This window comes from Yaniella soli, from assembly GCF_054782375.1.
Window position 1 is genome coordinate 1 of record NZ_BAAGSP010000034.1, and the last position, 22480, is coordinate 22480.

Here is a 22480-nt window from a genome sequence, read left to right on the forward strand (position 1 = left end):
GGCCCGCGGCTTCCGAAACCCCCACAACTACCGACTCAGAATGTTGCTGATCGCAGGCGGCCTAGACCACCAACCCCACCCTTAAACCGGAAGAGCCAGAAATCGAGACACAGGTCAGCCCTGCGTGTGCTGCGGCATCGCGGGTTTTTGGGCTGTGATGACCACGAACGGTATGTGGAGGCGGCCCAGTACCCGTATGTGAAACCGACTGACATCTTGAACTGTGAGGTCGCTGTTGTGCACCGCGGCTTCGGTATCGCGTGTCAGATCACAACCATGATCGAAGAATTTAGTGAAAGGTTTGACGAGCCGCTGGGCGCGTCGAGCGCTGCTGCCTGTGGGTGCCGGCACATGTTCGGCCAGCACGACCTGGCCTCCCGGGGTGAGTACGCGCGCTGTTTCTTGCAACACTTGCCCTGGATCGGTTACGCTACACAGCACGGTTGTGGCCATCACGTTCGTGACGCTGGCGTCATCCAGCGGGATTGCTTCCGCCGTCGCTGCAATGGGTGGTTGGTGATGTCCAGCGTGGCGAGCCCTTTCAGCCAGTGTGCGCCGAAACCGTGACGAGGGTTCCAGACCCAACCACTGCACCCCGGGTGTCAATGCTGAAAAATTTTCACCCTGTCCAGCACCGAGCTCCAGGACCATGCCGGTCAAGCCCCGAATCGCACGGGTACGTGCGGCAACAAACGCTTCCCACCCCAAAACAGCTGGGGTTTGGTCTCGAGACACCATGATATTACTCCCCATTCGATGGTGTACATGATCGTATCGCGGTTGTCAGCGCACCACCAGAACGGTCAGGAGACAAAAACCACATTCGGAATACCAGGCCGGCACTCGTCGTTTCGTGAGTATGCAGAAAAAACTGGGATTTTTAAACTTTGGTCACTTCGCCCACGACCGCGCGACAGGCACCGTTGATCCAAAAGCCGCGTTCGATGATCAACTCTCGATGACCGCGGCGGCGGAGGAAGAAGGCTTGGACGGCGCATGGATCCGAGTGCATCACTTTCAGTGGATGATGTCAGCACCATTCCCCACGCTGTCAGCCATGGCCGCCCAAACCCACAGCATCGAGCTGGGCACCGGGGTGATCGACCTCCGTTATGAGAATCCACTCTATTTTGCTGAACAAGCGGCCACCACCGATCTGATTTCCGATGGGCGGCTCCAGCTGGGCATCTCCCGCGGGTCACCAGAAGCCGCACTGGATGGTCAACAACAGTTTGGTTACACTTTGGAACCGGGCCAGAACTGGACGGATGTCGCTCAGGAGCGTGGCCAGCGCATTCGCGACGCCATCGGTGGTATTCCGGTGGCTACCGGTGATCCCAACTCCCCGTGGTCCCCCGGTGGTGCAACACAGCTTGTGACACAGCCACAGTCTCCTGACCTGCTCAATCGCCTGTGGTGGGGTTCCGGGTCGACCAGTTCTGGCATCACCGCGGGTGAACAGGGTTATAACCTCTTGTCATCCACACTGCTACTCCAAGATGACGGCCGTCCATTCCATATCCAGCAGGCAGATCAGATTCGCCGCTACCACGATGCTTACTCGGCTTCGGGTCTTGCCACCGGAGGCAAGACGACGGTCTCGCGTTCCATGTATGCACTGCGGTCCATCCAAGATGAGCGCATGTTCGGCTATGCGGGCAGCACTCGTGATCAAGCAGGCCAACTCGATGGCAGCCCGGCACGCTCTGGTCCAACCTATGTGGGAAAGGTCGACGAATTGGCAGAAATGCTTTCCCAGGACCAAGCCGTGGCCGATGCCGACTACGTACTGTTTGCCAACCCCGCCCAGCTCGGTGCGGAACGCAACCGCGAAATTTTCGCCGGCTGGTACGAAGTATTCAAACTGCTGGGCTGGAAATAAACATAATCTAGCCACTGGTTGATTAGAATGACCGATGGTTATCAACGCTCGGCGAAAAGGATGTCCAATGAATGTGACCCAACAATATCGTGCTGCCAGGGATCGTCTCATGGCACTGGATCCCACCGAAGTCGCCGAGCAGTTCCAGTGGCCAGCATTTGAGTATTTCAACTTCGGTCTCGACTGGTTCGATGCCATCGCTCAGGATCCCCACCGTGCCGACCAGCCAGCGCTCATTGTGACCGGCGATTCAGGGACCCGTACCCTGACATTCGCTGAACTTTCGGCACGATCAACTCAGGTAGCCGGCTGGTTCCAGTCGCTCGGAGTCACCCGAGGCGATAAATTCATGATGATGCTCGACAACGAAGTCGAACTGTGGGAAGCGATGCTCGCTGCCATCAAGATTGGTGCCGTCATCCTGCCAACCACCGTCATGCTCGATTCCAATGCGTTGGCGTCAAGGATTCAGCGTGCCGGAGTGCAATGGGCACTGACGAACCAACACAACATCCAGAAATTCGCAGATCTTGCCAGCCTGGGCGTTGAACCAGAATCACTCGGAGTTTTCGTCACCGGCGACATTCCAGTAACCGGAGCGCATTCCTACGCTGATGCATACGCCTCCACCGACGAATTTGTTGTTGTTGGTCCTACTCCCGCCGATGCTGAAATGCTCGTGTATTTTACCTCCGGTACCACCAGTGAACCCAAGATGGTATTGCATACCCAAGAATCCTATTCGGTTGGCCACTTCTCAACGCTCTACTGGTTGGGCGTGTACTCCAACGACGTGCACTTGAATATTTCGTCGCCCGGTTGGGGCAAGCACGCGTGGTCGTCGTTCTTTGCGCCATGGATTGGCGAGGCCACCGTCTTGTCCGTCAACTATGCCCGTTTTGATGCTGCCACCATGCTGCGGGTCATCGAAGACTTCTCGGTAACCAGTTTGTGTGCACCCCCGACTGTATGGCGCATGCTGATCCACGCGAATATGGGCTCCCTGGAGCACCCTCCAACGAATGCACTGTCGGCCGGTGAGCCGCTGAACTTGGCGACACTTGAAAAAGTCCGCGAGGCGTGGAATGTCACCATCCGTGATGGTTACGGGCAAACTGAAACTACCCTACAAATCGCGACCACCCCTGGCCTAGATGTTCCTGCGGGGGCACTTGGGAAACCCCTCCCCGGCTTTGATGTAGAGCTCGTGGATGAACTCACCGAACAAGTTATTGACGGACCGGGCACCGGTCAGGTCGCCTTGCGGCTGCAGCCGAAACCAGTGGGCCTCACTCCGGGCTACTACTGGGACGAGGAACGCAATGTGAAAGCGTTTGGCTCAGACCTACATCTCACCGGCGATCTGATGTCGCGTGATGCTCGCGGCGTCTACAGCTACGTTGGTCGCGCCGATGATCTCTTCAAGGCATCCGATTATAAGCTCTCTCCTTTTGAGCTCGAAAACGGTCTCATGGGCTACCCGTCTATTTCAGAAGTTGCAGTGGTCCCCAGCCCGGATCCGATTCGTACCGCGGTACCCAAAGCGTATGTGGTGCTCTCGCCGGGCTACTCCCCCACGTCGGAAACAGCCAAAGATATCTTCGAGCACGCACGCACCGCTCTACAACCTTATGCACGCATCCGTCGGCTCGAGTTTGTGGCCGACCTGCCGAAAACCGTTTCGGGCAAAATCCGTCGCGTAGCTCTTCGCCACGACGAAGTTGAGATACACGGTGAGACTGGTCAGCACACCGCAGATGTTTTGGCTGCTCGTACCACTACGGACGGGTTCGGGCACGAATACTCGGATGCCGAGTTTCGGTAGGTCGCCGGGCCATAGGCCGCTCGACTATTTGAGTTCTCGTTTGAGTAATTTGCCGGACTGGTTGCGGGGTAATTCGGTGACGAACTCGATATGACCCGGCACTTTATGGCGGGCCAAGTACTGACGCGTCAAGTCTCGAATCTCATCTGCTGCGACGTCCGTGTACCCGTCCTTGAGCACGACGACGGCGGTGACTTGTTCAATCCATTTCTCGTGATCACGTCCCACCACGGCAACTTCTGCCACGGCCTCATGACGGTAGACCGCATCTTCAACCTCTCTTGAGGCAACCAAGACACCGCCGGTATTGATGACATCTTTAATGCGGTCTACAACTTCAATGTAGCCGCCCTCATCCAACACGACGAGATCTCCTGACCGAAACCACCCGTCCATAAAAGCTTCTTCGGTTTGTTCCGTTTTGTTCCAATAGCCAGAAAACAGTTGCGGCGAACGATACTGTACTTCACCCGGAACACCGGTACCCACGTGTTCTCCGGTAGATGGGTCTACAACGCGCAGCTGAACAGTCGAGGTTGGTCTTCCTGCAGAAGCCGGTCGCTCGTCGTGTTCTTCGGGGCGCAACACCGTACACAACGGTGACATTTCACTTTGGCCAAAGCAATTGTAAAACCCGATCGCAGGATATTGCTCTCGCAGGCGTTGCAATACCGTGACCGGCATGATCGACGCACCGTATTGTGCCTTCTTCAGTGTCGACAGGTCTCGGTTTGCCAGATCAGGGTGTTGCGATAGCGGGACCCACACCGTTGGAGCTAAGAACAACGAACCGATCTGTTCGGCCTCGATGTAGCGCAAAATCTCGGCAATATCTGGAATCCGCAGCAAGCGGATGGTGGCACCCAGCATCAAATACGGCAGGGTGAAGACGTGCATCGCCGCTGAATGATACAATGGCATCGGTACCATCGGGTTGTCGTCACCGGTCATATCCAGCGCCGGAATCGTGCCGTTGTAATGCGATAGCAACGCCCGATGAGTCAACATGGCACCCTTGGGCGCCGAGGTGGTGCCCGACGTGTACAGCAGCTGGGCGAGGTCGGTTTCTTCGGCACCGTCCCAGCCGTCTTGCTCGAGAATCTCAGCAAGTGCCTTGTCATCGGCGAGGACGGTTTGGATGTGGTCCAACATGTCGGACATTTCGACAACATGTTCAAGTTCGCTGGATGTCGCAATCTCGCGAACCGTATCGGCGTATTCGTCATCAACGATGATCGTTGTTGCCGCACTGTCGGCCACCAGATACTGCAATTCCGGCCCGGTGAGCGCGAAGTTGATGGGCACATGCACGAGCCCGGCTCGTGATGCGGCGAGAAATAGGACAACAAACGTATCTGAGTTCTTCCCCATCACCGCGAACCGGTCGCCCGACTGCAAGCCCAGTGCACGCAGCCGTGCCGCAGCGACCGTCACCGCGTGGTTCAAGCTGGTGTAAGTCCAACTACGATCTTGGTACTTCAGCGCAATCTTGTCGCGCTGGGTCTCGGCGACGCGAGCGAATTGCAGGGACACGGAATTGCGTTGACTGATTCGGATTTGGTCGTCAATTGAAATCGTCGACATGCCTGTGGTGTTCATAATTGAGCCCCATCATGGAGTTTGGCGTGAGATATGACCGGTTTAGTTATCGAGGCGTTCGATGATGGTCACGTTTGCTTGACCGCCACCTTCACACATGGTTTGCAGGCCATATCGTCCCCCGGATTCTTCCAGGGTGTGCAGCAGCGTGGTCATGAGTCGGGCACCGGTCGCGCCGATCGGGTGGCCTAAAGCGATCGCGCCGCCGTGAATGTTGACCTTCGACATGTCGGGACGCAGCTCTTTCTCCCATGCCAGCACGACCGCTGCAAAGGCTTCGTTGATCTCGATTGCATCGAAATCTTCGATATCCATCCCGGTGCGCTCGAGTGCATGACGGGTCGCCCGAATTGGCGCTGACAGCATCATGACCGGGTCATCTGCTCGGGCCGAAACATGGTGAATACGTGCCCGTGGGACAAGTCCATATTCTTCAACGGCGCGTTCCGAGGCGATCGTCAGCACTGCTGCCGCATCACTAATTTGGGATGCTGTGGCAGCAGTGTGGATCCCGTTTGGTCGAAGTGTTTGCAGCTCCCGCATTTTTGCCCGATTGGGTGTTCGTGGGCCTTCGTCCTGTCGTAATCCGCCCAGCGGTAGGATTTCGTCGGCGAAAAACCCGGCTTCCTGGGCGGCAAGCGCTCGGCGGTTCGACTCAGCCGCAAACGCTTCGGCTTGTTCTCGGGTGATACCCCAACGGTTCGCCATCATTTCGGCACCGTGGAATTGCGAGATGGGCTGATCCCCATAGCGATCTGCCCATGCTTTCGACCCTGCAAACGGTGTAGGAAACCCTTGGTCTTTCATGATGGTGTTTGCGCTACCCAGTGGGATCGTAGACATGTTCTGCACCCCACCGGCAACCACGAGGTCAGAAGTCCCCGACATGACTGCTTGGGTGGCGTAGTGGATGGCTTGCTGACCGGAGCCACATTGACGGTCGATGGTGGTCCCAGGAACGGCTTCGGAACCGCCAGCGGCGAGCCAGGCGGTACGGGCGATGTCAAAGGATTGCGGGCCAATCTGGTCAATACTGCCAAGAATGATCTCGTCGTATTCTCCCGTTTCCACCCCCACTCGATCCAACATGGCAGCCAGTGGTGCTGCGGCGAGATCGGCGGAGTGGATATCAGCCAGCCCGCCGTTGCGACGCCCTACTGGTGTCCGAAGTGCATCAACGATAAAAGCTTGTGACATATCTTTTCCTCCTGGGACCATGCATCAACACGGTGGTTCAGTGCTTTAGCGCGGGCCCATCCGTAGGGCACCATCCATACGAACGGTATGGCCGTTAATGTAGTTGTGGCCGATGAGATCCAGCACCAGCTGCGCGTATTCATCTGGCCGACCCAGGCGAGCCGGGAACGGTACCGAAGCTTCCAGCGTTTCGCGGAACTCTGGTGTAATACCCGCCATCATCGGGGTTTCGACGATGCCCGGTGCAACGGTGTTGACACGGATGCCGTGGGAGGCCAGATCACGTGCGGCTGAGATGGTGAGCGAATGCACGCCACCCTTTGAAGCTGCATAGGCTACTTGACCGATTTGTCCTTCAAATGCTGCCACGGACGCGGTGTTGATGACAATACCGCGTTGGCCGTCGTCATCGACGGGTTCTTGCTGTGCGATGAGCTCAGCACCCAGGGTCATCACATTGAACGTACCAAGCAGGTTCACGTTGATGACGTTAGCGAATTGATCCAGATCATGGGGACCTTTTCGTGACAGCACACGTCCGGGGGTACCGATCCCTGCACAGTTGATCACGACGCGCAGAGGCTCCTTGCCATCGGAAATTTTCGCGATCGCCGCACGGATGGAGTCGTGATCGGTGACGTTGACTTCGAGGTACTCGATATTGTCGACCGGCTCAGCATTTTCGATACCCTGTGCCAGGTCGAAAGCATAAACTTTCATGCCTTTCGCGGCCAGCGCTTTGGCCGTGGTCGCACCAAGCCCTGAGGCGCCACCGGTGACAATTGCCGCTTGTCCTTGAATTTCCATAATGTTCTCCTGTCTACACGAAGGCTGACACGCCCGTTACGGCACGTGCCACAATGAGTGAGTTGATTTCGTAGGTTCCTTCATAAGTATGTACAACTTCGGCATCGGAGAAAATCTTTGCTGCCTCGTAGGTTGAAACGATCCCATTGCCGCCCAGGATATTGCGAGCGCGTGCTGCGGTATCACGCAGTAATCGGGACCCGGTTGCTTTCCCGAGAGCAGCGTGAACCATCTCAACCCGTTGTTCCTCCTGGAAACGCGCCACCTGATACATCAAACCGAAGGACGCCATCGCATTCGAGATCATTTCTGCAAGGTCTTGTTGGATCAGCTGAAATTTCGCAAGTGGCCGCCCGAACTGTTGGCGGTCGAGAGCGTAGTCACGCGCCACATCGATCGCGTGCATTTGCGCGCCGTATGCCTGCCAGCCGACCCAGATGCGGGAATTGCGCAACATATTATTGGCCGCACTAAATTCTGCGGCACCTGGAAGAAGGTCCTCTTCGCGGATTTGAACGTTGTCGAACGAGATGTCGGCGTTTTGCATTACGCGCAGCCCGATTTTGTTCGTGATCTTGTCCGCGGAGACGCCAGGCAGGTCCATGCGGACCAGGAATCCTTTAACTTTGTCATCAGCGACGTCGCGTGCCCAGACGAGGGAGAAATCAGCGATGGTGCCGGCTCCGATCCAGCGCTTCTGTCCGTTAATCACCCATCCATTGTCGGTTTGCTGCGCCGTGGTCTCCAGCCCTCCTGAGACGTCGGAACCGTGATCTGGTTCGGTCATGGCAAAGGCACCGATTGCTTTGAAGTTCCGAAGCCTATCCAACCATTCCTCTCGTTGTGCATCGGAGCCGAGCTGGTGAATCATCCCAACGATCAGTTCGTTGTGAATGCCCACAAGCGCGCTCAAGGAGTCATCTGCACGAGACACTTCTGCATAAGCCAGGCCCCGAAACAGCCATGAACTCCCGTCGACCGAAAGTTGACCAAGACCTTGCTCAGCCAGGCCGGGAAGCATCTCGAACGGAAACTCTTCGCGGTTCCAATACTCGATGACTTGCTTGCGCACGTTGGCCTGAAGGTGGGCGCGCAGATTGAGCAATCGCTCTTGCTCTGCAGCTCCCAGTAGCGAAACGACATCCAAAACGTCAGCATCTGGAAACGGGGCTTGATGAACGTTGTGAATTAATCCATTCGATTCCGCGGCAGTCATGCGCTTCCTTCTCTTGGTCCATGTGTATAAGGTGATACAGCTCTCGGGGAGCCCATACTGCACAAGTGTACAGTGAGTGACCCCTCACCGAAAATCGTTGCCAAAACTCTCGCCCACAATCGCTGCACACACGATGTGCATAGACTGTATCCCTCCTAGTCAAGACACATTTTATTACACAAATCTCTGGCGTTATACGCCGTTCTACCCCATACTAACCGAGCCCCATATGATGGAAAATGAGCAGGAAATTGACGGAAGAACTGTACCGCACGTCACGTTACGATTAGTCTACGTCACAGGATGTTGTTCCCACTCGACACAAGGAGCCCAATGACTGTTACCGATCAATTCCGACAGGCCCGCGATGTACTGCTGGCGCATCGCACCGATATTGAAACAGCCCGCGACAATTTCAGCTGGCCACGTTTCGAGCACTTCAATTTTGCGTTGGATTGGTTCGACCAGGTAGCTGCGACGGAGCAGCGGGCGAACCAAGACGTCTTGGTCATCCTCGAAGAGGATGGCACGCGGTATTCGACCACGTATGCCGAGTTGTCAGCGCGCTCGTCACAAGTCGCCAATTGGCTTCGCGGTTTGGGAGTACAACGCGGGGACGGCATCATCGTGATGCTCGATAACCAATACGAGTTGTGGGAAACTATGCTCGCTGGTTTCAAACTGGGTGCGGTCCTTCTGCCAACCACGGTCATGCTGGCCCCTGAACAATTAGAGGAGCGTATCGCTCGCTCAGAGGCGTCATGGGTGGTCACCAACCCGGGCAACACCGCAAAATTCGACGACGTTCCGGGTGATTTTAGTGTGATCACGACATCAGCTGATCAGTTGCCAGACGATGCTGTCCATCCACAGCACCTATACCTCGATTCGTTCGAGGCGCCAACGAAATTCGAGGTCACTGAAGCAACCCGGGCCGATGATACCGCCCTGATCTATTTCACTTCGGGGACTACTTCGCGCTCCAAAATGGTTGCCCATACCCATACGTCCTATCCTGTGGGGCACTTGTCTACGGTGTACTGGATCGGATTAGAACCCGGCGATGTCCATCTCAACGTTGCGTCCCCTGGTTGGGCCAAGCACGCATGGTCGAACTTCTTTGCTCCGCTGATCGGTGAGGCGACGATTTTCTTATACAACTATGCTCGCTTCAATGCCGAAAAACTGATGTCGGTCATGGATGCAGAAGGCGTCACGTCCATCTGTGCCCCTCCGACCGTATGGCGTATGCTCATCCAAGCTGACCTCACCCAGATGGCCACACCTCCCCGGAAGGTATTGGCAGCCGGTGAGCCGCTCAACCCGGTCGTCATCGACGCGGTCAATACTGCCTGGAACGCTGACATCCGCGATGGCTTCGGACAAACAGAAACGACCTTGCAAATCGCAAATACGCCTGGCCAAGACGTCAAAGCTGGTTCCCTGGGACGTGTACTGCCTGGCTATCAAGTGGTTCTAATCGATCCTGCGACGGACGAACTTGTAGAAGGCCCGGGCGAAGGCGAAGTCTGTTTGACCATCGAGCCGCGCCCGGTGGGTTTGATGAAGGAATACCACAAGGATCCAGACAAGAACGACGCGGCGTTTTTCGGTGGTTATTATCGGACCGGTGACATCATGGAACGCGATGAAGACGGGGTGTTTACCTATGTCGGCCGCGCTGATGATGTGTTCAAGGCTTCAGACTACAAACTGTCGCCTTTCGAGCTGGAATCGGCGATCATCGAACACCCAGGGGTCTCCGAGGCCGCTGTGGTCCCTTCCCCTGACCCAATCCGTCTAGCCGTTCCGAAAGCCTATGTGGTCCTTGCCGAAGGCTACGAACCTGATGCGGCAACGGCCAAAGACATCTTTGCCTTTACCGATAGCAAACTGCCACCGTATGCAAAGATTCGCCGACTGGAATTCGCAGAACTGCCAAAGACGATTTCGGGCAAGATTCGCCGCGTTGAGCTGCGGAAAAAGGAAGCCGAATTCCATGGTGCAGATGGTGAGCTCACAGACCAGTCGCTGGCTGCACGCACCAGCACGGAAGGCTACGATCATGAGTTTTCAGCAGCTGACATGAAATAGTGCTGCGCTCAGGGTCGCGCTGACCACGCCGTACTTGCAGGCACCGGGAGTATCGCTTCCGGTGCCTGTTCTTGTGTACCGCAAGCACCAAAAATGCCGGATAGGTCGGGGTATTCCCGACCCATCCGGCATTTTTCGGAAGCGTTATGTGGCGCTATAGTCCGCTAGCGGTCTTTGAACTGAGCTTCACGTTTATTCGCGAACGCATCCATGCCTTCTTTTTGGTCTTCGAGAGCAAACAGTGCGTGGAACGTGCGACGCTCAAAGAGCAGACCCTGTTCAAGTGTCGTTTCGAACGCAGCGTCGACGGCCTCTTTCGCAATCATGACGACGGGTCGGGATTTGGCAGCGATGGTTTTGCCAACTTCCATCGCGGTGTCAAACACTTCGTCATCGGCGACCAGACGAGCCACCAGTCCCGCACGTTCGGCCTCTTCGCCACCAATCATGCGACCGGTCAACACGAGGTCCATGGCTTTCGCCTTCCCGATGGCGCGGGTGAGTCGCTGGGACCCGCCCATACCAGGGATGACACCCAGGTTGATTTCGGGTTGACCAAATTTGGTCTTCGGTCCGGCAATGATCATATCGGCGATCATCGCCAGTTCGCAGCCGCCTCCAAGAGCGTAACCGTTCACTGCCGCAATGATCGGCAAGCGAATATCACTCAGACGGTTCCAGTGTGAGAACCAGTCTGACTGTTGCATGTCGATATAGGATTTCTCGCTCATTTCCTTGATGTCTGCACCGGCGGCAAAAGCCTTTTCGCTCCCGGTCAGCACGATGGCCATCACGTTGGGATCATCTTGGAATGCTTCGGCGGCTTCGACCACGGCATACATCAGATCGGCATTCAGAGCGTTGAGAGCATCGGGACGGTTGAGGCGAATCACGCCGACCCGATCGACAGTTTCGGTCAAAATAACTTGCTGAGACACAGTTAGCCTTTCTGCTTTGTCGCAATGATGGCGGAAAAGTCTTTCCCCGAATTAGTCTCGGAGTTGAATTCAGTGTACGCGTGATAGGCCGCTAGCCCGAAGTCTGCCGGAGTGTTCGTCGACTCGATGGCAGCCTTTGCCAAGCCCAAGTCTTTTGCCATCAGACCGGTCGCAAAGCCAGGCCGATAGTCGTTGGACGAGGGCGAGGTTGGTACTGGGCCAGGAACCGGGCAGTTGGTTGTGACAGACCAAGATTGCGCAGCGGAGCTCGACATCACGTCGTAGAGCGTCTGATGGCTCAGCCCGAGGTTTTCTCCCAGACTGAATGCCTCTGCGGTGCCAATGGTGTTGATGGCCAGCGCCATGTTGTTGACCACCTTGGCGGCTTGACCCGTTCCTGAGGCACCGGTATGCACAATTTGACGACCCATGATTTCAAACAGCGGCTTTGCTTTGTCGAAAGACTCTTGGCTACCACCAACCATGAAAGTCAGTGTGCCGTTCTCAGCGCCGGTGGTACCACCGGAGACCGGAGCATCCAGTGCAAGGTGCCCAGCTTCTTCGGCGAGATTAGCTGCTTCAACGGCGTCATCTACCGCGATGGTCGATGAGTCGATAAAGAGCGTCCCGGCATCTGCATTGGCCAACAGATCGTTCCGGTAGGCGTCCAGGACGTGTTTACCGGCCGGGAACATGGTGATGACCACGTCAGCACCTTTCACTGCTTCGCTTGCAGAAGATGCTACCGTCATGCCGTGTTCCGCGGCGGCCTGGGTTGCTGCTTCGACAATATCGAAGCATGTCATGTGGTATCCGGCATCTGCCAGATTTCGGGCCATGTGGGAACCCATGTTCCCGAGACCAAGGAATGCAATATTCATGATGAGTCCTTACCTAGTCGATGACGAGATCATCGATGCCGTCAACGGGGCCGAAAAATGCTTGTACGGCTTCATCGGTGACATCAGTGAGCTGTGCCGGATTCCACTGCGGGTTCCGGTCTTTATCAATGAGTTGAGCACGGATACCTTCAGCCAATTCGGTACCTGCGACAGCGTGCATGGTGGTACGCAAATCCTGTACCAGGGTTTCTGCCAGGCTGAGCTCTGCGGCACGACGTACGGCTTCCAGTGAGACTTTCAACGCCGTCGGTGAATGGCGCTGAAACGCTTTGAGCGCTTTTTGTGCCACCTCATTTTCCTGCGCCGCGACGGTCTGAACACCGGTAAGAATTTCTTCTACCGTCTCGGCACCGAAAACTTCATCAATCCAGGTGGATTCATGTTCTAAGGCCGATTCTTGTGTCTCGTTGAATTCCGCAAGGATCGCATCCACTTGGTCAGGCCCGGTGATGGTTTCAAGTCGCTGGACCAGTGCCTCAATACGCTCATCTGGGACCCGCACGTCTGCTAAGCCGGCGTAGACGGCGTCTGCTCCGGAGGCTTGGCTGCCGGTGAGTGCCATATAGTTTCCGACTTTTCCGGGAGTATTGGCAAGGTAGTAGACCCCACCAACGTCTGGGCTGAAGCCGATGCCGACTTCTGGCATCCCCAACTTGGTGGAATCTGTCACCACGCGATGTGAGCCTGGCACCGAGACGCCAACTCCCCCGCCCAGGACTAGTCCATTCATGATGGCGATATATGGCTTGGGGTACTCGTAGATGCGGTGATTGAGGATGTATTCTTCGCGGAAGAATGGTGCAGCACCGGCCAAATCATTCTCGGCGGCGCTTTTGTGCAGGGTCACGACATCGCCGCCGGAACATAGGCCCCGGTCGCCGGAGCCGCGGATCAGCACGGCGTGGACCTCGTCGTTGTTCTCAAACTCGGTCAGTGCGTCATCCAACAGAGTGATCATGTTGTGAGAGAGCGCATTAACCGCCTTTGGGCGGTTGAGCGTAATAACGCCCAAACCGCCCTGAACGGATGTCAGAAGTTCAGATTGTGACATGGTGTCCTTACTGCAGTGGCATAACGAAACTGGCGTCTTCTTTGATGCCGGATGGCCAGCGTGACGTTACGCTCTTGGTCTTGGTAACGAATTTGAACGCGTCGGCACCGTGCTGGTTCAGGTCGCCGAATCCAGATGCCTTCCAGCCACCAAAGGTGTAGTAAGCGATGGGGACGGGAATCGGCACATTGACACCGACCATACCGACTTGGACACGGCGGGTGAATTCTCTCGCGGTGTCGCCGTCGCGCGTGAAGATCGCTACGCCATTGCCATATTCATGTTCGGATGGCAGTGCTAGGGCCTCTTCGAAGTCGTCTGCACGAACAATCGTGAGCACCGGACCGAAGATCTCGTCGAGGTAGATCGACATGTCTTTGGTGGCCTTATCGAAGATTGTTGCCCCAACGTAGAAACCGTTCTCGTGGCCATCGATTTTCACACCGCGACCATCCAGGACGAGTTCTGCGCCTTCTTTCACACCCGCTTCGATAGCGGCTTCAATGCGCGCCTTCGCTTCTGCGGTGACAACAGGGCCGAAGTCAGAGGATGGATCCAGCGAGGGGCCGACTTTGAGGTCCTTGGCTTTCTCGAACACTTTGGCGACGAGTGCGTCAGCGGTTTCTTTTCCAACTGGCACGGCGACAGACAGGGCCATGCACCGTTCTCCGGCCGCACCGAAGGCAGCACCGATGAGCGCATCTGCAGCTTGGTCCAAGTCGGCGTCGGGCATGATGATGGCGTGGTTCTTGGCACCGCCAAAGCACTGTGCACGTTTCCCGTTTGCCGCAGCGGTAGTGTAGATCGACTGGGCAATCGGTGTGGAGCCAACGAATCCGACACCCTCCACTGCTGGGTGGTCCAACAGTGCATCCACGGCGGCCTTATCGCCATTGACAACCTGGAATACGCCGTCAGGCATGCCGGCTTGTTTGAACAGGTCGGCCAACATCAGTGGAACCGATGGGTCCCGCTCTGAAGGTTTGAGAATGAAGGCGTTTCCAGCGGCCAGGGCAGGTCCGGCCTGCCACAGCGGAATCATGGCTGGGAAGTTGAACGGTGAAATGCCTGCCATGACGCCCAACGGCTGGCGCATGGAGTAGGTGTCGATGCCGGTACCGGATTGATCCGAGAATTCGCCTTTCATCAAGTGTGGTGCACCCATGCAAAATTCGACAACTTCCAGGCCACGCTGGACATCGCCTTTGGCATCGTCAAACGTTTTGCCGTGTTCGTTCGACAAAGCAGTTGCCAGCTCGTCCATGTTTTCGTGCGCCAGGTCGACGAATCGACCCAAGATGCGTGCACGGCGCTGAGCGTTCAGGCCGGCCCAACCAACCTGGGCTTTGACTGCCACTTCCACGGCGTTGTTGACTTCTTCGAGTGAGGCGAGTGGTACCTGTGCTGCAACTTCACCGACTGCAGGATGGAAGACATCTGCAAAGCGGCCCGAAGTACCTTCAACGCCAGCTCCGTTAATGAAATGCGTAAGAGTCTGTGTCATCTTGTCCCTTCCGACATGACCCGAACCGCAGGAAAATCCCACGGTTCAGCAATAATGGTGGTGTCACAGTGAGGGAATATTCACTGCAACGCTTCCTGCCCAATATGCCAGCTTAATGGTGGTCTTGGCCACACTTTAGGACAATACTCTGCTAACAAATACCTCACAGCTCGTGTGCATATACGCACAATGGGAGGATCTACGCTGTGCGTCAAATACGAGGCCGAATATTTTGGTCGAGCCTAGACTAAGGGCATGTCCAACGATGGTTCTCTCCCCACACCAGATTCTGCCCGTGCATTCTCTCTTTCCCCCACGCCGAAGCACACGCCGGAAAAGGAGCTGAATTCTTGGCGGGCGGCAATGCAAGATCCAACACATTCCCAACGCTACGCACAACGTTGGGAGCGCATGGAAGCTGAAGGCTTCGACATTGACGGCGAGGCCAGAGCGATCGATGCGATCGCACAACGCGAGTCGACAATTCTCGATGCCGGTTCGGGCAACGGCCGTCTGGCAGGCTACCTCGCTCACGCAGGCCACAATGTGATGGGCATCGACTTGGACCCGCACCTCGTGGAGGTGGCCAATACGAAATACCCTCAAGCGCATTTCGAGGTGGCGGATCTGGCAGACTTTGCCCTGGATGACCGTGCCGGTGGCCTCAAACGCTTCGACATCATCGTCTCGGCCGGCAACGTACAGACGTTTCTTGCCGAGTGGGAGCGCGTGCCCGCGTTGAAAAATGTTGCCAAACACATGCACGCTGCTTCACGGTTTCTCACCGGGTTTCAGCTAGCCCGAGGCTATTCACATCAGCAGTTTTCCCAAGACGCGGAGGTCGCCGGCTTGGAAGTATTCCAGCGCTTTGGCACCTGGCAGTTTGAGCCGTTTGTTGAAGATGGCGAATTCTTGCTCGCGGTGTTGCGTCTCAAATCCTAGGGACGCGCTATGACCGTATCCGGTGCTGCACAGTCACCCGAGGAGCAACGCACGCTTACTCCAGCACTACTCGGTGTGATGTGGATAGCGCTCTTTGGGTTTGGCACGTTCTTCCTGAATTACGCCACGCTGGTCACGGCCGGACAACATATGGGACTGACCAGCGTCACCGCTGGTGCAGTGCTGACAATCATGATGATTGCGGTCGTGGTCGTGCAACCATTGGCGCCGTTACTCAACAGCCGTCTTGGACCGCGGCTGGTGTTCTGTACCGCGCTGGGGCTGCAGGCGATCGGCAACTTATTCAAGGTCATGACGGGCTATCCGCTCGCGACGTTGTTGATCGGAAGCATTGTGGGCGGTCTGGGGTTCGGCATCCTGGTGGTCATTGGGACTGCGGTCGTCCCCTCGACCGTCGAACCGAGGCGGCTGGGCAGAGCCCTTGGTTTCTTCGGCGCAACCACCGCAACGGCTACCGCCATTGGCGCGCCGGTGGGATTGTGGTTGCTCAATACTTTGCCGACCATTGGTTTCCGGTTGCTGAGTTTTGGACTGGTCTTGCTGGCGCTACCTGCAATATTGGCATTACCAAGACGACAACGCGCATCGACGCAAGACGACGGTTCACCACAACCTAAGACGCGCACACGCGTGGTGGGTTTGGGCATGGTGCTGTTTCCGGTCGCCATAGCACTCACAGTCTTTGGCGTGGTCCTTGCATTCGGCCCGGGTATCCCTGAGGTTTCTGCGGTGGCGTATATCGTGAGCATGCAAGTCTTCGCCATTGTCGGTCGCTTTCTTGCAAGTGCTTCGTTGGATCGGTATTCGGCGGTAACGGTCATGATCATCGGCATTATCACGGTCTTGACCGGTCTGATCCTGACTGCCGTGTTGTCTGCTGGCTGGGGGCTGATGCTCACGATGATGGTGCTGGGGTTCGGTATCGGCACTGTTCAGGCATCGAGTCTCTTACTGTGCTTCGAGCAAGCCGGCAGCGCAAACCGTGGCAGCGTGGCGTGGAATATGACCTTCGATATTGGTCTCGGCTTCGCGGGGGTCGTCGGTGGGCTTGGATTTACCCATTGGGGCCCCACAACCACTTTTATGGTCTGTGCTGCACTACTGGCCTTGACCGGCGTCATGTTTGCTCTCTATATTCGCACCCGAAAATCGTAGTGCATGAGATCATCCGCGGCAGCTACGTCTTTGATAGCCTCGTGGTATTGGTGGCCGGTATGATCGTGGATTGATGATGTCCATCGGCTGCAACGTCAGCATTATCAAACCGAACATATCGCCGCTTCGAGCGAGGAAACCCCTCAACGACACCGCACACATCGATGTAGGAGTGATTTCATGACTACAGTTCTTCTAACCGGCTATATTCTCATGTGGCCCGTGACCGTGGCGATCATTGCGTACGTGATTGCTCACGGTTTCATCAAAGATTTGAAGAGGGCTCGCGACGAAGGCGATAGCGTGGTCTAACGGTTAGGCCACTTCTTGGACTAACAGATCCCCGGGCGTCCAAAGTGGTCCCTCACGTGCAGTGGAGGACCACTTTGCGTTTAATGTGCATGCGTCGTTGCGGTCTGTGTGGTCTGCGATGATGGTTCGGCCACGGCCTGGGCGACGGTCACCGCAATACCCGTGGTGATGGGGATGGCAAGAACCAACCCGACGGAGCCAACCAGTATACGGACGACTTCTTCGACCATCTCGGCAGACATGATGGTTTCCACCATCGAGCGGTCATACAGCGAGACGACCATGAGCATTGGCAGCGCCGCACCCGCGTACGCGAACGCGATGGTGTAGACGGTTGAGGCGATATGGTCACGGCCGATACGCATCCCCGCGGCAAAGAGATTCTTTGCAGAAATGTTCGGTTGTGCAGCCTTGATCTCCCAGACCGCCGAGGACTGGGTAATCGTCACATCATTGAGCACACCGAGCCCGGCAACCAACAACCCGGTCAGGACAATGCCAGATAGACGAATCTCCGGGACCACCGAGGTGAGCATGTACGAGTATTCTTCACCGAGGCCCATCAGATAAGCGGAGTCCGATGCCCATGCTGCAAGACCAGCGGTCAGCAGGAGTCCGATGAACGTCCCCAGCAAGGCTGTTGTCGTGCGCAGGGACAATCCGTGGGCGAAGTATAAGACCACCAACATGATCAGCATGCAGCCAATCAACCCAACCCAAAATGGTGGGCCGCCCTCGAGCAGAGCCGGGATCATGAACCCAAAGAGGACGGCAAACGAGAGGATCAGCCCACCGATGGCGCGGACCCCTCGCCACCGTGCCACCACGATCACGACCAGGGCATAGAGCGCAGCCAACAAGGCCACGGGCACGGTGCGTTCGAAGTCAACGAACACACCGGTCTGGTCGAGGTCTTCACCCACGAGGATTTTGACGTTATCGCCACGCACCACTTCGGCCGAGGCACTGACTTGTGCTGGGATTTCCACCTCATAGGTGCCTCGATCGGTCGCGACCTGCGCATCTTGGCATTCCAGCTCATCTTGGACGTCGGTGGCACTGCCGGTTTCAGAACCACCATTACAGGCCCGTGCGGAGACGGAAGAGACGGAACCGGATTCCACGGAGAAGCTCTCAGTCGTGCCATACGGGTCATCCAGCGACAATTCTTCATGGACACCGGAGGGCCACAACCAAATCATAGCGACCACGAGCGCAATCCCCAGGGGGACTAAAATGCCCACGAGCCACGCGGTCATCTTGCGCCGCGCTGCGGGAATGGTTGATGGAGTATTGTGCATCGATGTTAGGCGTCGGTCGCCCAGATTGTGGCATCGTGCTCGATCAGGACCGCATCTGCTGCAACAGCGGACTTGAGCAACGCATTCACAACGGTGGTCGAGTTGTCGATTTCGATGGCCAGGCTGCGCTGCGCGCCGGCGACCGCCAGCAAGCTGTGGACGTATGGTGTTGGATTCGCGTGGGCCGGGTTGTGTCCGATCAGTAAGTCCACAACATTGTCGATGGGACCGGGATAGGCGATCGCAAACGCACTGATGCCGTGGTCATCACGGGTCACAAACGCTTGCTCGGCTCCGGTTTGGGGCGCTAAGAGCAACTGTTGTGCTTGCGTGATGGTGAGCTCGGATGGGTCCCAGTCGTGTATCGCGTTGTAGTACTCGGCCACGACTTTGGAAAGTTCTACCGATCCGGTGGCGAGTTCTTGCACTGCTATATCGGTTTGTTCAAATGCTTGTGAAGCCAAGACGACGCGTTGCGAATGCTGAATCGGAGAGAAACCGCGGTTGGTGAGCCATGCCGCGGTGGTCTCATCGCTGGTGACCGACCTGGTTTTGAACGCGGTGTTGTCCGGGGCCCGTTCGACCAGCTGGTTGAACAGCGCAGTGGCGATACCGCGTTGGCGTTGCAGCGGGGCGGTTTCGATATAGCACCACATCCGTTGCGGATGAAAGGCTTGTGTTCGAATCGCACCCGCTGCAACCGGGACAGCGTCGTCAACGGCTACCAGACCCACACCGAAGGGCTGTTGCGTTGAGGCGCCCAGCATGGTGCGGTCGTGGTGGTGTTGTGCGGTGAGAGGGTCCCCAAACAGTTCGAGGAGCTTCAGGTCGTCGCCGTCTTGCCAATCGCGAATGTCCATTTACACTCCCAGATGTGCTGCCAGGTAGGCCTCTACCTGGTCCAGCGAGACACGTTCCTGTGCCATGGAATCGCGGTCGCGAATGGTCACCGCATTGTCTTCGAGGGAATCGAAGTCGAAGGTGACACAGTATGGTGTCCCGATTTCGTCGTGACGGCGGTAGCGACGACCAATCGCACCGGCGTCGTCGTAGTCGATGTTCCAGCGTTTCCGCAGCGCATCCGCCAGTTTGTTGGCTGGTTCAGCGAGCTCAGCTTTTTTGGACAACGGCAACACGGCGGCTTTGACCGGTGCCAGGCGTGGGTCCAGACGCAGCACGGTGCGGGTATCGATTCCACCCTTGGTGTTCGGTGCTTCATCTTCAGAGTATGCATCGACGAGAAAGGCCATCAAGGATCTGGTCAAACCCCAGGATGGTTCGATGACGTATGGAGTGTAGCGTTCACCGCTGGCCTGGTCGAAGTACTGCATCTTGGTGCCGGAACCTTTGGTGTGATTGGTCAGATCGAAATCACCGCGGTTGGCGATACCCATGAGTTCGCCCCAATCGCCACCTGCAAATCCGAACTTATATTCCAGATCGATGGTCACCGACGAGTAGTGTGCACGTTCACCGTCTGGGACGTTGTATTGACGCAGGTTTTCGGGGTTCAACCCAAGGTCGAAGAACCAGTCTTGTGCTTGGTTGACCCACTGATCGAACCACACATCGGCTTCTGCCGGTGGCACGAAGAATTGGATTTCCATCTGTTCGAATTCGCGGGTGCGGAAGATGAAGTTGCCCGGGGTAATTTCGTTGCGGAAGGCTTTACCGGTCTGACCGATTCCAAATGGTGGTTTCTTGCGTGAGGCATTCACCACGTTTAAAAAGTTCAAGTACATGCCCTGGGCGGTCTCTGGGCGCAGGTAGTGCAGGCCTTCCTCGTCAGCCACTGGGCCAAGGAAGGTACGGATGAGACCGGAGAACGTACGAGGTTCGGTCATTTTGCCGCGGGTGCCACAGTTCGGGCACACGAGTTCTTCGAGTGCTGGTGTCCGGCCATGTTTGTCTTCAAACGCTTCAACCAGGTGATCGTGGCGGTGCCGGTGGTTGCACGCGGTGCACTCGGCAAGCGGGTCCACGAAGGTTTCCACGTGTCCGGAGGCTTCCCAGACTTGACGGGGCAGGATAATGGAGGAGTCCAAACCGACCATGTCGCCGCGACCTCGAACAAAGTTATTCCACCATTGAGTCTTGATGTTTTCTTTGAGTTCGACGCCGAGTGGACCGTAGTCCCATGCTGAGCGTGAACCGCCATAAATCTCACCGGCCTGGAATACAAATCCGCGGCGTTTTGCCAGGTTGGTTACCTGGTCGAGAGTGGACGGTTGTGCCATGGAGGTATCACTTTCCATTATCGAAAAATTAGATGTGTTAATGCGTAGTCAGCGACTGACCTGCAACTAGTTTAGGTTAGTCGAAACTTTCGTGCTTGTGGGTGACAATGGAGGCATGAGCACCAATAGCGAACCACTTGTAATCCGCGATGACATGATCCGTTTGGGCCAGGCGTTGAAGCTGGCCAATGTAGTCGAAGACGGGGTGGATGCCCGCGATGTCATCAGTGCCGGAGATATCCAGGTCAATGGCGAAACCGAAACGCGTCGCGGCCGCCAACTTTTTGCCAACGATGTCATCACCGTGCCCGAACTGGACGTCGATCTCATCATCGAAACTCAATAGTCACCTCACATGGTGAGACACCGTAATGTACATCTCCTAGGAGGATTTGATGCGCGCAGTAGTATTCGAAGACTGGAAGACCTTTCCGGTACTCAAAGATGTTCACAAGCCAACTCCGGGTCCGGGTGAAGTCCTCTTGAAAGTTGCCGGCGCAGGTGCTTGCCACTCTGATGTGGCGATTTTCCAAGACTTTGATGCCGACTTCAATCCTGCTGGCCTGTCTACCGGATTCATACTCGGCCATGAGAACGCCGGGTGGGTGGATGAACTCGGCCCGGGTGTACATGGTTTTGAAAAAGGCGATGCCTATTTGGTGTATGGCCCCATCGGTTGTGGCAGGTGCAAAGCTTGCTCCCGCGGCCAGGACACCTACTGTGAGAACGCAGCCACGAACCCTTATGCGGCTGTTGGGCTCGGTCGCGACAGCGGTATGGCGGAATACGTCTCCGTGCCGGCCCGCAACCTGGTTCCGCTGGGTGACGCTGATCCTGCCATTGCAGCACCGTTGGCTGATGCCGGGCTCACCCCGTATCATGCGATCAAACTGGCCACACCAAAACTTGCGGGCGCGGATAAATACGCGCTGGTCATCGGTCTGGGCGGTCTGGGATTGCTCGGTGTCCAGATCCTCAAAGCGATCACGGGTGCCACGGTCATCGCCACTGATATGAAAGAAGATGCGATGGCTGAAGCCGAGCAACTGGGTGCGATCACTGTGGCCGGTGGCGATGATCAGGTTGCGAAGATTCGTGAAATCACCGGTGGTACCGGCGTCGATGCGGCATTTGATTTCGTGGGCGTGAGCGGCACCATCCAGGCGGCTATGCAGTCTATGGCTATTGGCGGTCGTATGACGGTGCTGGGTATTGCTGGACAACCGTATGAATGGACTTTTTACACCACACCGTATGAGGTCGAGTTGACCAATTCGTATTGGGGCACCATCGAGGATCTTCACGAGGTTGCTGAGCTGTTCCGTGTTGGAAAGATCGAGCCGAAGGTCACCAAGTATCCAATGGATAAGGCGCTGGAGGCCTATCAGGACTTGGTGGACGGCAAGGTTTCTGGTCGCGCTGTGGTGACCCCGAACGAGTAGTTTTTCTTTGAACACGCAATGGGGCCGGGCAACGAAAATTCGGTTTCGTTGGCCC

Annotated in this window: 20 protein-coding genes; 8 read left to right on the forward strand and 12 right to left on the reverse strand. The window is 56.5% G+C overall.

The window, feature by feature from the left end:
- Nucleotides 1–114: 114 nt before the first annotated feature.
- Entirely contained in the window at nt 115–738 is a 624-nt protein-coding gene (locus tag ACYVJT_RS13535; RefSeq protein ID WP_343957537.1) for a class I SAM-dependent methyltransferase, read from the reverse strand.
- A gap of 121 nt (nt 739–859) precedes the next feature.
- Here ACYVJT_RS13535 and ACYVJT_RS13540 point away from each other — a divergent pair, with 121 nt between their 5' ends.
- Together ACYVJT_RS13540 and ACYVJT_RS13545 are read left to right on the forward strand one after the other, a co-directional pair.
- Nucleotides 860–1882, forward strand: a complete 1023-nt coding sequence (locus ACYVJT_RS13540) for an LLM class flavin-dependent oxidoreductase (RefSeq protein WP_343957535.1) — start codon at nt 860–862, stop codon at nt 1880–1882.
- Nucleotides 1883–1949: 67 nt separating this feature from the next.
- Nucleotides 1950–3707 (forward strand): AMP-binding protein, encoded by a 1758-nt coding sequence (locus ACYVJT_RS13545; protein WP_343957534.1) that lies wholly within the window; start codon nt 1950–1952, stop codon nt 3705–3707.
- A 24-nt stretch (nt 3708–3731) separates the two neighbouring features.
- Here ACYVJT_RS13545 and ACYVJT_RS13550 read toward each other — a convergent pair whose 3' ends face one another.
- From ACYVJT_RS13550 to ACYVJT_RS13565, 4 genes are read right to left on the reverse strand one after another with little or no spacing between them, the layout of a single operon-like run.
- Nucleotides 3732–5291: an AMP-binding protein gene (locus ACYVJT_RS13550; RefSeq protein ID WP_343957531.1), complete on the reverse strand. Its 1560-nt coding sequence runs from the start codon at nt 5289–5291 to the stop codon at nt 3732–3734.
- Nucleotides 5292–5348: 57 nt separating this feature from the next.
- Nucleotides 5349–6503 carry an acetyl-CoA C-acetyltransferase gene (locus ACYVJT_RS13555; protein WP_343957529.1) on the reverse strand — a complete coding sequence of 385 codons (1155 nt, stop codon included), beginning with the start codon at nt 6501–6503 and terminating at the stop codon, nt 5349–5351.
- 45 nt (nt 6504–6548) lie between these two features.
- On the reverse strand, nt 6549–7310 hold the full coding sequence (locus ACYVJT_RS13560; RefSeq protein ID WP_343957527.1) for an SDR family NAD(P)-dependent oxidoreductase: 762 nt from the start codon (nt 7308–7310) through the stop codon (nt 6549–6551).
- A 13-nt stretch (nt 7311–7323) separates the two neighbouring features.
- Entirely contained in the window at nt 7324–8526 is a 1203-nt protein-coding gene (locus ACYVJT_RS13565; protein ID WP_343957525.1) for an acyl-CoA dehydrogenase family protein, read from the reverse strand.
- 333 nt (nt 8527–8859) lie between these two features.
- On the opposite strand from ACYVJT_RS13565, the gene ACYVJT_RS13570 reads away from it, so the two are divergent.
- The gene (locus tag ACYVJT_RS13570) at nt 8860–10620 is read left to right on the forward strand and encodes an AMP-binding protein (protein WP_343957523.1); all 1761 of its coding nucleotides are present in this window, start codon (nt 8860–8862) and stop codon (nt 10618–10620) included.
- 164 nt (nt 10621–10784) lie between these two features.
- Here ACYVJT_RS13570 and ACYVJT_RS13575 read toward each other — a convergent pair whose 3' ends face one another.
- From ACYVJT_RS13575 to ACYVJT_RS13590, 4 genes are read right to left on the reverse strand one after another with little or no spacing between them, the layout of a single operon-like run.
- The gene (locus ACYVJT_RS13575; protein ID WP_343957521.1) at nt 10785–11558 is read right to left on the reverse strand and encodes an enoyl-CoA hydratase-related protein; all 774 of its coding nucleotides are present in this window, start codon (nt 11556–11558) and stop codon (nt 10785–10787) included.
- Nucleotides 11559–11560: 2 nt separating this feature from the next.
- A complete protein-coding gene (mmsB, locus tag ACYVJT_RS13580; RefSeq protein WP_343957519.1) occupies nt 11561–12439 on the reverse strand; it encodes a 3-hydroxyisobutyrate dehydrogenase in 879 nt (292 codons plus the stop codon).
- Nucleotides 12440–12452: 13 nt separating this feature from the next.
- Nucleotides 12453–13511 (reverse strand): enoyl-CoA hydratase/isomerase family protein, encoded by a 1059-nt coding sequence (locus tag ACYVJT_RS13585; RefSeq protein WP_343957517.1) that lies wholly within the window; start codon nt 13509–13511, stop codon nt 12453–12455.
- Between the two features lie 7 nt (nt 13512–13518).
- A complete protein-coding gene (locus ACYVJT_RS13590) occupies nt 13519–15015 on the reverse strand; it encodes a CoA-acylating methylmalonate-semialdehyde dehydrogenase (RefSeq protein WP_343957514.1) in 1497 nt (498 codons plus the stop codon).
- 255 nt (nt 15016–15270) lie between these two features.
- Here ACYVJT_RS13590 and ACYVJT_RS13595 point away from each other — a divergent pair, with 255 nt between their 5' ends.
- From ACYVJT_RS13595 to ACYVJT_RS13605, 3 genes are all read left to right on the forward strand, one after another.
- Nucleotides 15271–15957, forward strand: a complete 687-nt coding sequence (locus tag ACYVJT_RS13595; RefSeq protein WP_343957511.1) for a class I SAM-dependent DNA methyltransferase — start codon at nt 15271–15273, stop codon at nt 15955–15957.
- A 9-nt stretch (nt 15958–15966) separates the two neighbouring features.
- Nucleotides 15967–17133 (forward strand): MFS transporter, encoded by a 1167-nt coding sequence (locus ACYVJT_RS13600; protein WP_343957509.1) that lies wholly within the window; start codon nt 15967–15969, stop codon nt 17131–17133.
- A 180-nt stretch (nt 17134–17313) separates the two neighbouring features.
- Nucleotides 17314–17445, forward strand: coding sequence for a putative transporter small subunit (locus ACYVJT_RS13605; protein WP_343957507.1), 132 nt, complete (start codon nt 17314–17316; stop codon nt 17443–17445).
- An 80-nt stretch (nt 17446–17525) separates the two neighbouring features.
- Here ACYVJT_RS13605 and ACYVJT_RS13610 read toward each other — a convergent pair whose 3' ends face one another.
- Genes ACYVJT_RS13610 through ACYVJT_RS13620 form a run of 3 tightly spaced genes read right to left on the reverse strand, consistent with a single transcriptional unit; the run spans nt 17526 to nt 20983 of the window.
- Nucleotides 17526–18746, reverse strand: coding sequence for a YibE/F family protein (locus tag ACYVJT_RS13610; protein ID WP_343957505.1), 1221 nt, complete (start codon nt 18744–18746; stop codon nt 17526–17528).
- A gap of 5 nt (nt 18747–18751) precedes the next feature.
- A complete protein-coding gene (locus ACYVJT_RS13615; RefSeq protein WP_343957503.1) occupies nt 18752–19606 on the reverse strand; it encodes a GNAT family N-acetyltransferase in 855 nt (284 codons plus the stop codon).
- Nucleotides 19607–20983 (reverse strand): glycine--tRNA ligase, encoded by a 1377-nt coding sequence (locus tag ACYVJT_RS13620; RefSeq protein WP_343957501.1) that lies wholly within the window; start codon nt 20981–20983, stop codon nt 19607–19609.
- A 115-nt stretch (nt 20984–21098) separates the two neighbouring features.
- Here ACYVJT_RS13620 and ACYVJT_RS13625 point away from each other — a divergent pair, with 115 nt between their 5' ends.
- Nucleotides 21099–21329: an RNA-binding S4 domain-containing protein gene (locus tag ACYVJT_RS13625; RefSeq protein ID WP_343957499.1), complete on the forward strand. Its 231-nt coding sequence runs from the start codon at nt 21099–21101 to the stop codon at nt 21327–21329.
- 49 nt (nt 21330–21378) lie between these two features.
- Nucleotides 21379–22425, forward strand: a complete 1047-nt coding sequence (locus tag ACYVJT_RS13630; RefSeq protein ID WP_343957497.1) for an NAD(P)-dependent alcohol dehydrogenase — start codon at nt 21379–21381, stop codon at nt 22423–22425.
- Nucleotides 22426–22480 lie beyond the last annotated feature (55 nt).

Coding starts and splice junctions, on each gene's coding strand:
- ACYVJT_RS13590 (WP_343957514.1), bottom strand. CDS start 15,015: ATGACACAGACTCTTACGCATTTCATTAACGGAGCTGGCGTTGAAGGT.
- ACYVJT_RS13560 (WP_343957527.1), bottom strand. CDS start 7,310: ATGGAAATTCAAGGACAAGCGGCAATTGTCACCGGTGGCGCCTCAGGG.
- ACYVJT_RS13615 (WP_343957503.1), bottom strand. CDS start 19,606: ATGGACATTCGCGATTGGCAAGACGGCGACGACCTGAAGCTCCTCGAA.
- mmsB (WP_343957519.1), bottom strand. CDS start 12,439: ATGAATATTGCATTCCTTGGTCTCGGGAACATGGGTTCCCACATGGCC.
- ACYVJT_RS13565 (WP_343957525.1), bottom strand. CDS start 8,526: ATGACTGCCGCGGAATCGAATGGATTAATTCACAACGTTCATCAAGCC.
- ACYVJT_RS13610 (WP_343957505.1), bottom strand. CDS start 18,746: ATGCACAATACTCCATCAACCATTCCCGCAGCGCGGCGCAAGATGACC.
- ACYVJT_RS13620 (WP_343957501.1), bottom strand. CDS start 20,983: ATGGCACAACCGTCCACTCTCGACCAGGTAACCAACCTGGCAAAACGC.
- ACYVJT_RS13605 (WP_343957507.1), top strand. CDS start 17,314: ATGACTACAGTTCTTCTAACCGGCTATATTCTCATGTGGCCCGTGACC.
- ACYVJT_RS13570 (WP_343957523.1), top strand. CDS start 8,860: ATGACTGTTACCGATCAATTCCGACAGGCCCGCGATGTACTGCTGGCG.
- ACYVJT_RS13625 (WP_343957499.1), top strand. CDS start 21,099: ATGAGCACCAATAGCGAACCACTTGTAATCCGCGATGACATGATCCGT.
- ACYVJT_RS13600 (WP_343957509.1), top strand. CDS start 15,967: ATGACCGTATCCGGTGCTGCACAGTCACCCGAGGAGCAACGCACGCTT.
- ACYVJT_RS13540 (WP_343957535.1), top strand. CDS start 860: ATGCAGAAAAAACTGGGATTTTTAAACTTTGGTCACTTCGCCCACGAC.
- ACYVJT_RS13535 (WP_343957537.1), bottom strand. CDS start 738: ATGGTGTCTCGAGACCAAACCCCAGCTGTTTTGGGGTGGGAAGCGTTT.
- ACYVJT_RS13595 (WP_343957511.1), top strand. CDS start 15,271: ATGTCCAACGATGGTTCTCTCCCCACACCAGATTCTGCCCGTGCATTC.
- ACYVJT_RS13545 (WP_343957534.1), top strand. CDS start 1,950: ATGAATGTGACCCAACAATATCGTGCTGCCAGGGATCGTCTCATGGCA.
- ACYVJT_RS13630 (WP_343957497.1), top strand. CDS start 21,379: ATGCGCGCAGTAGTATTCGAAGACTGGAAGACCTTTCCGGTACTCAAA.
- ACYVJT_RS13550 (WP_343957531.1), bottom strand. CDS start 5,291: ATGTCGACGATTTCAATTGACGACCAAATCCGAATCAGTCAACGCAAT.
- ACYVJT_RS13585 (WP_343957517.1), bottom strand. CDS start 13,511: ATGTCACAATCTGAACTTCTGACATCCGTTCAGGGCGGTTTGGGCGTT.
- ACYVJT_RS13555 (WP_343957529.1), bottom strand. CDS start 6,503: ATGTCACAAGCTTTTATCGTTGATGCACTTCGGACACCAGTAGGGCGT.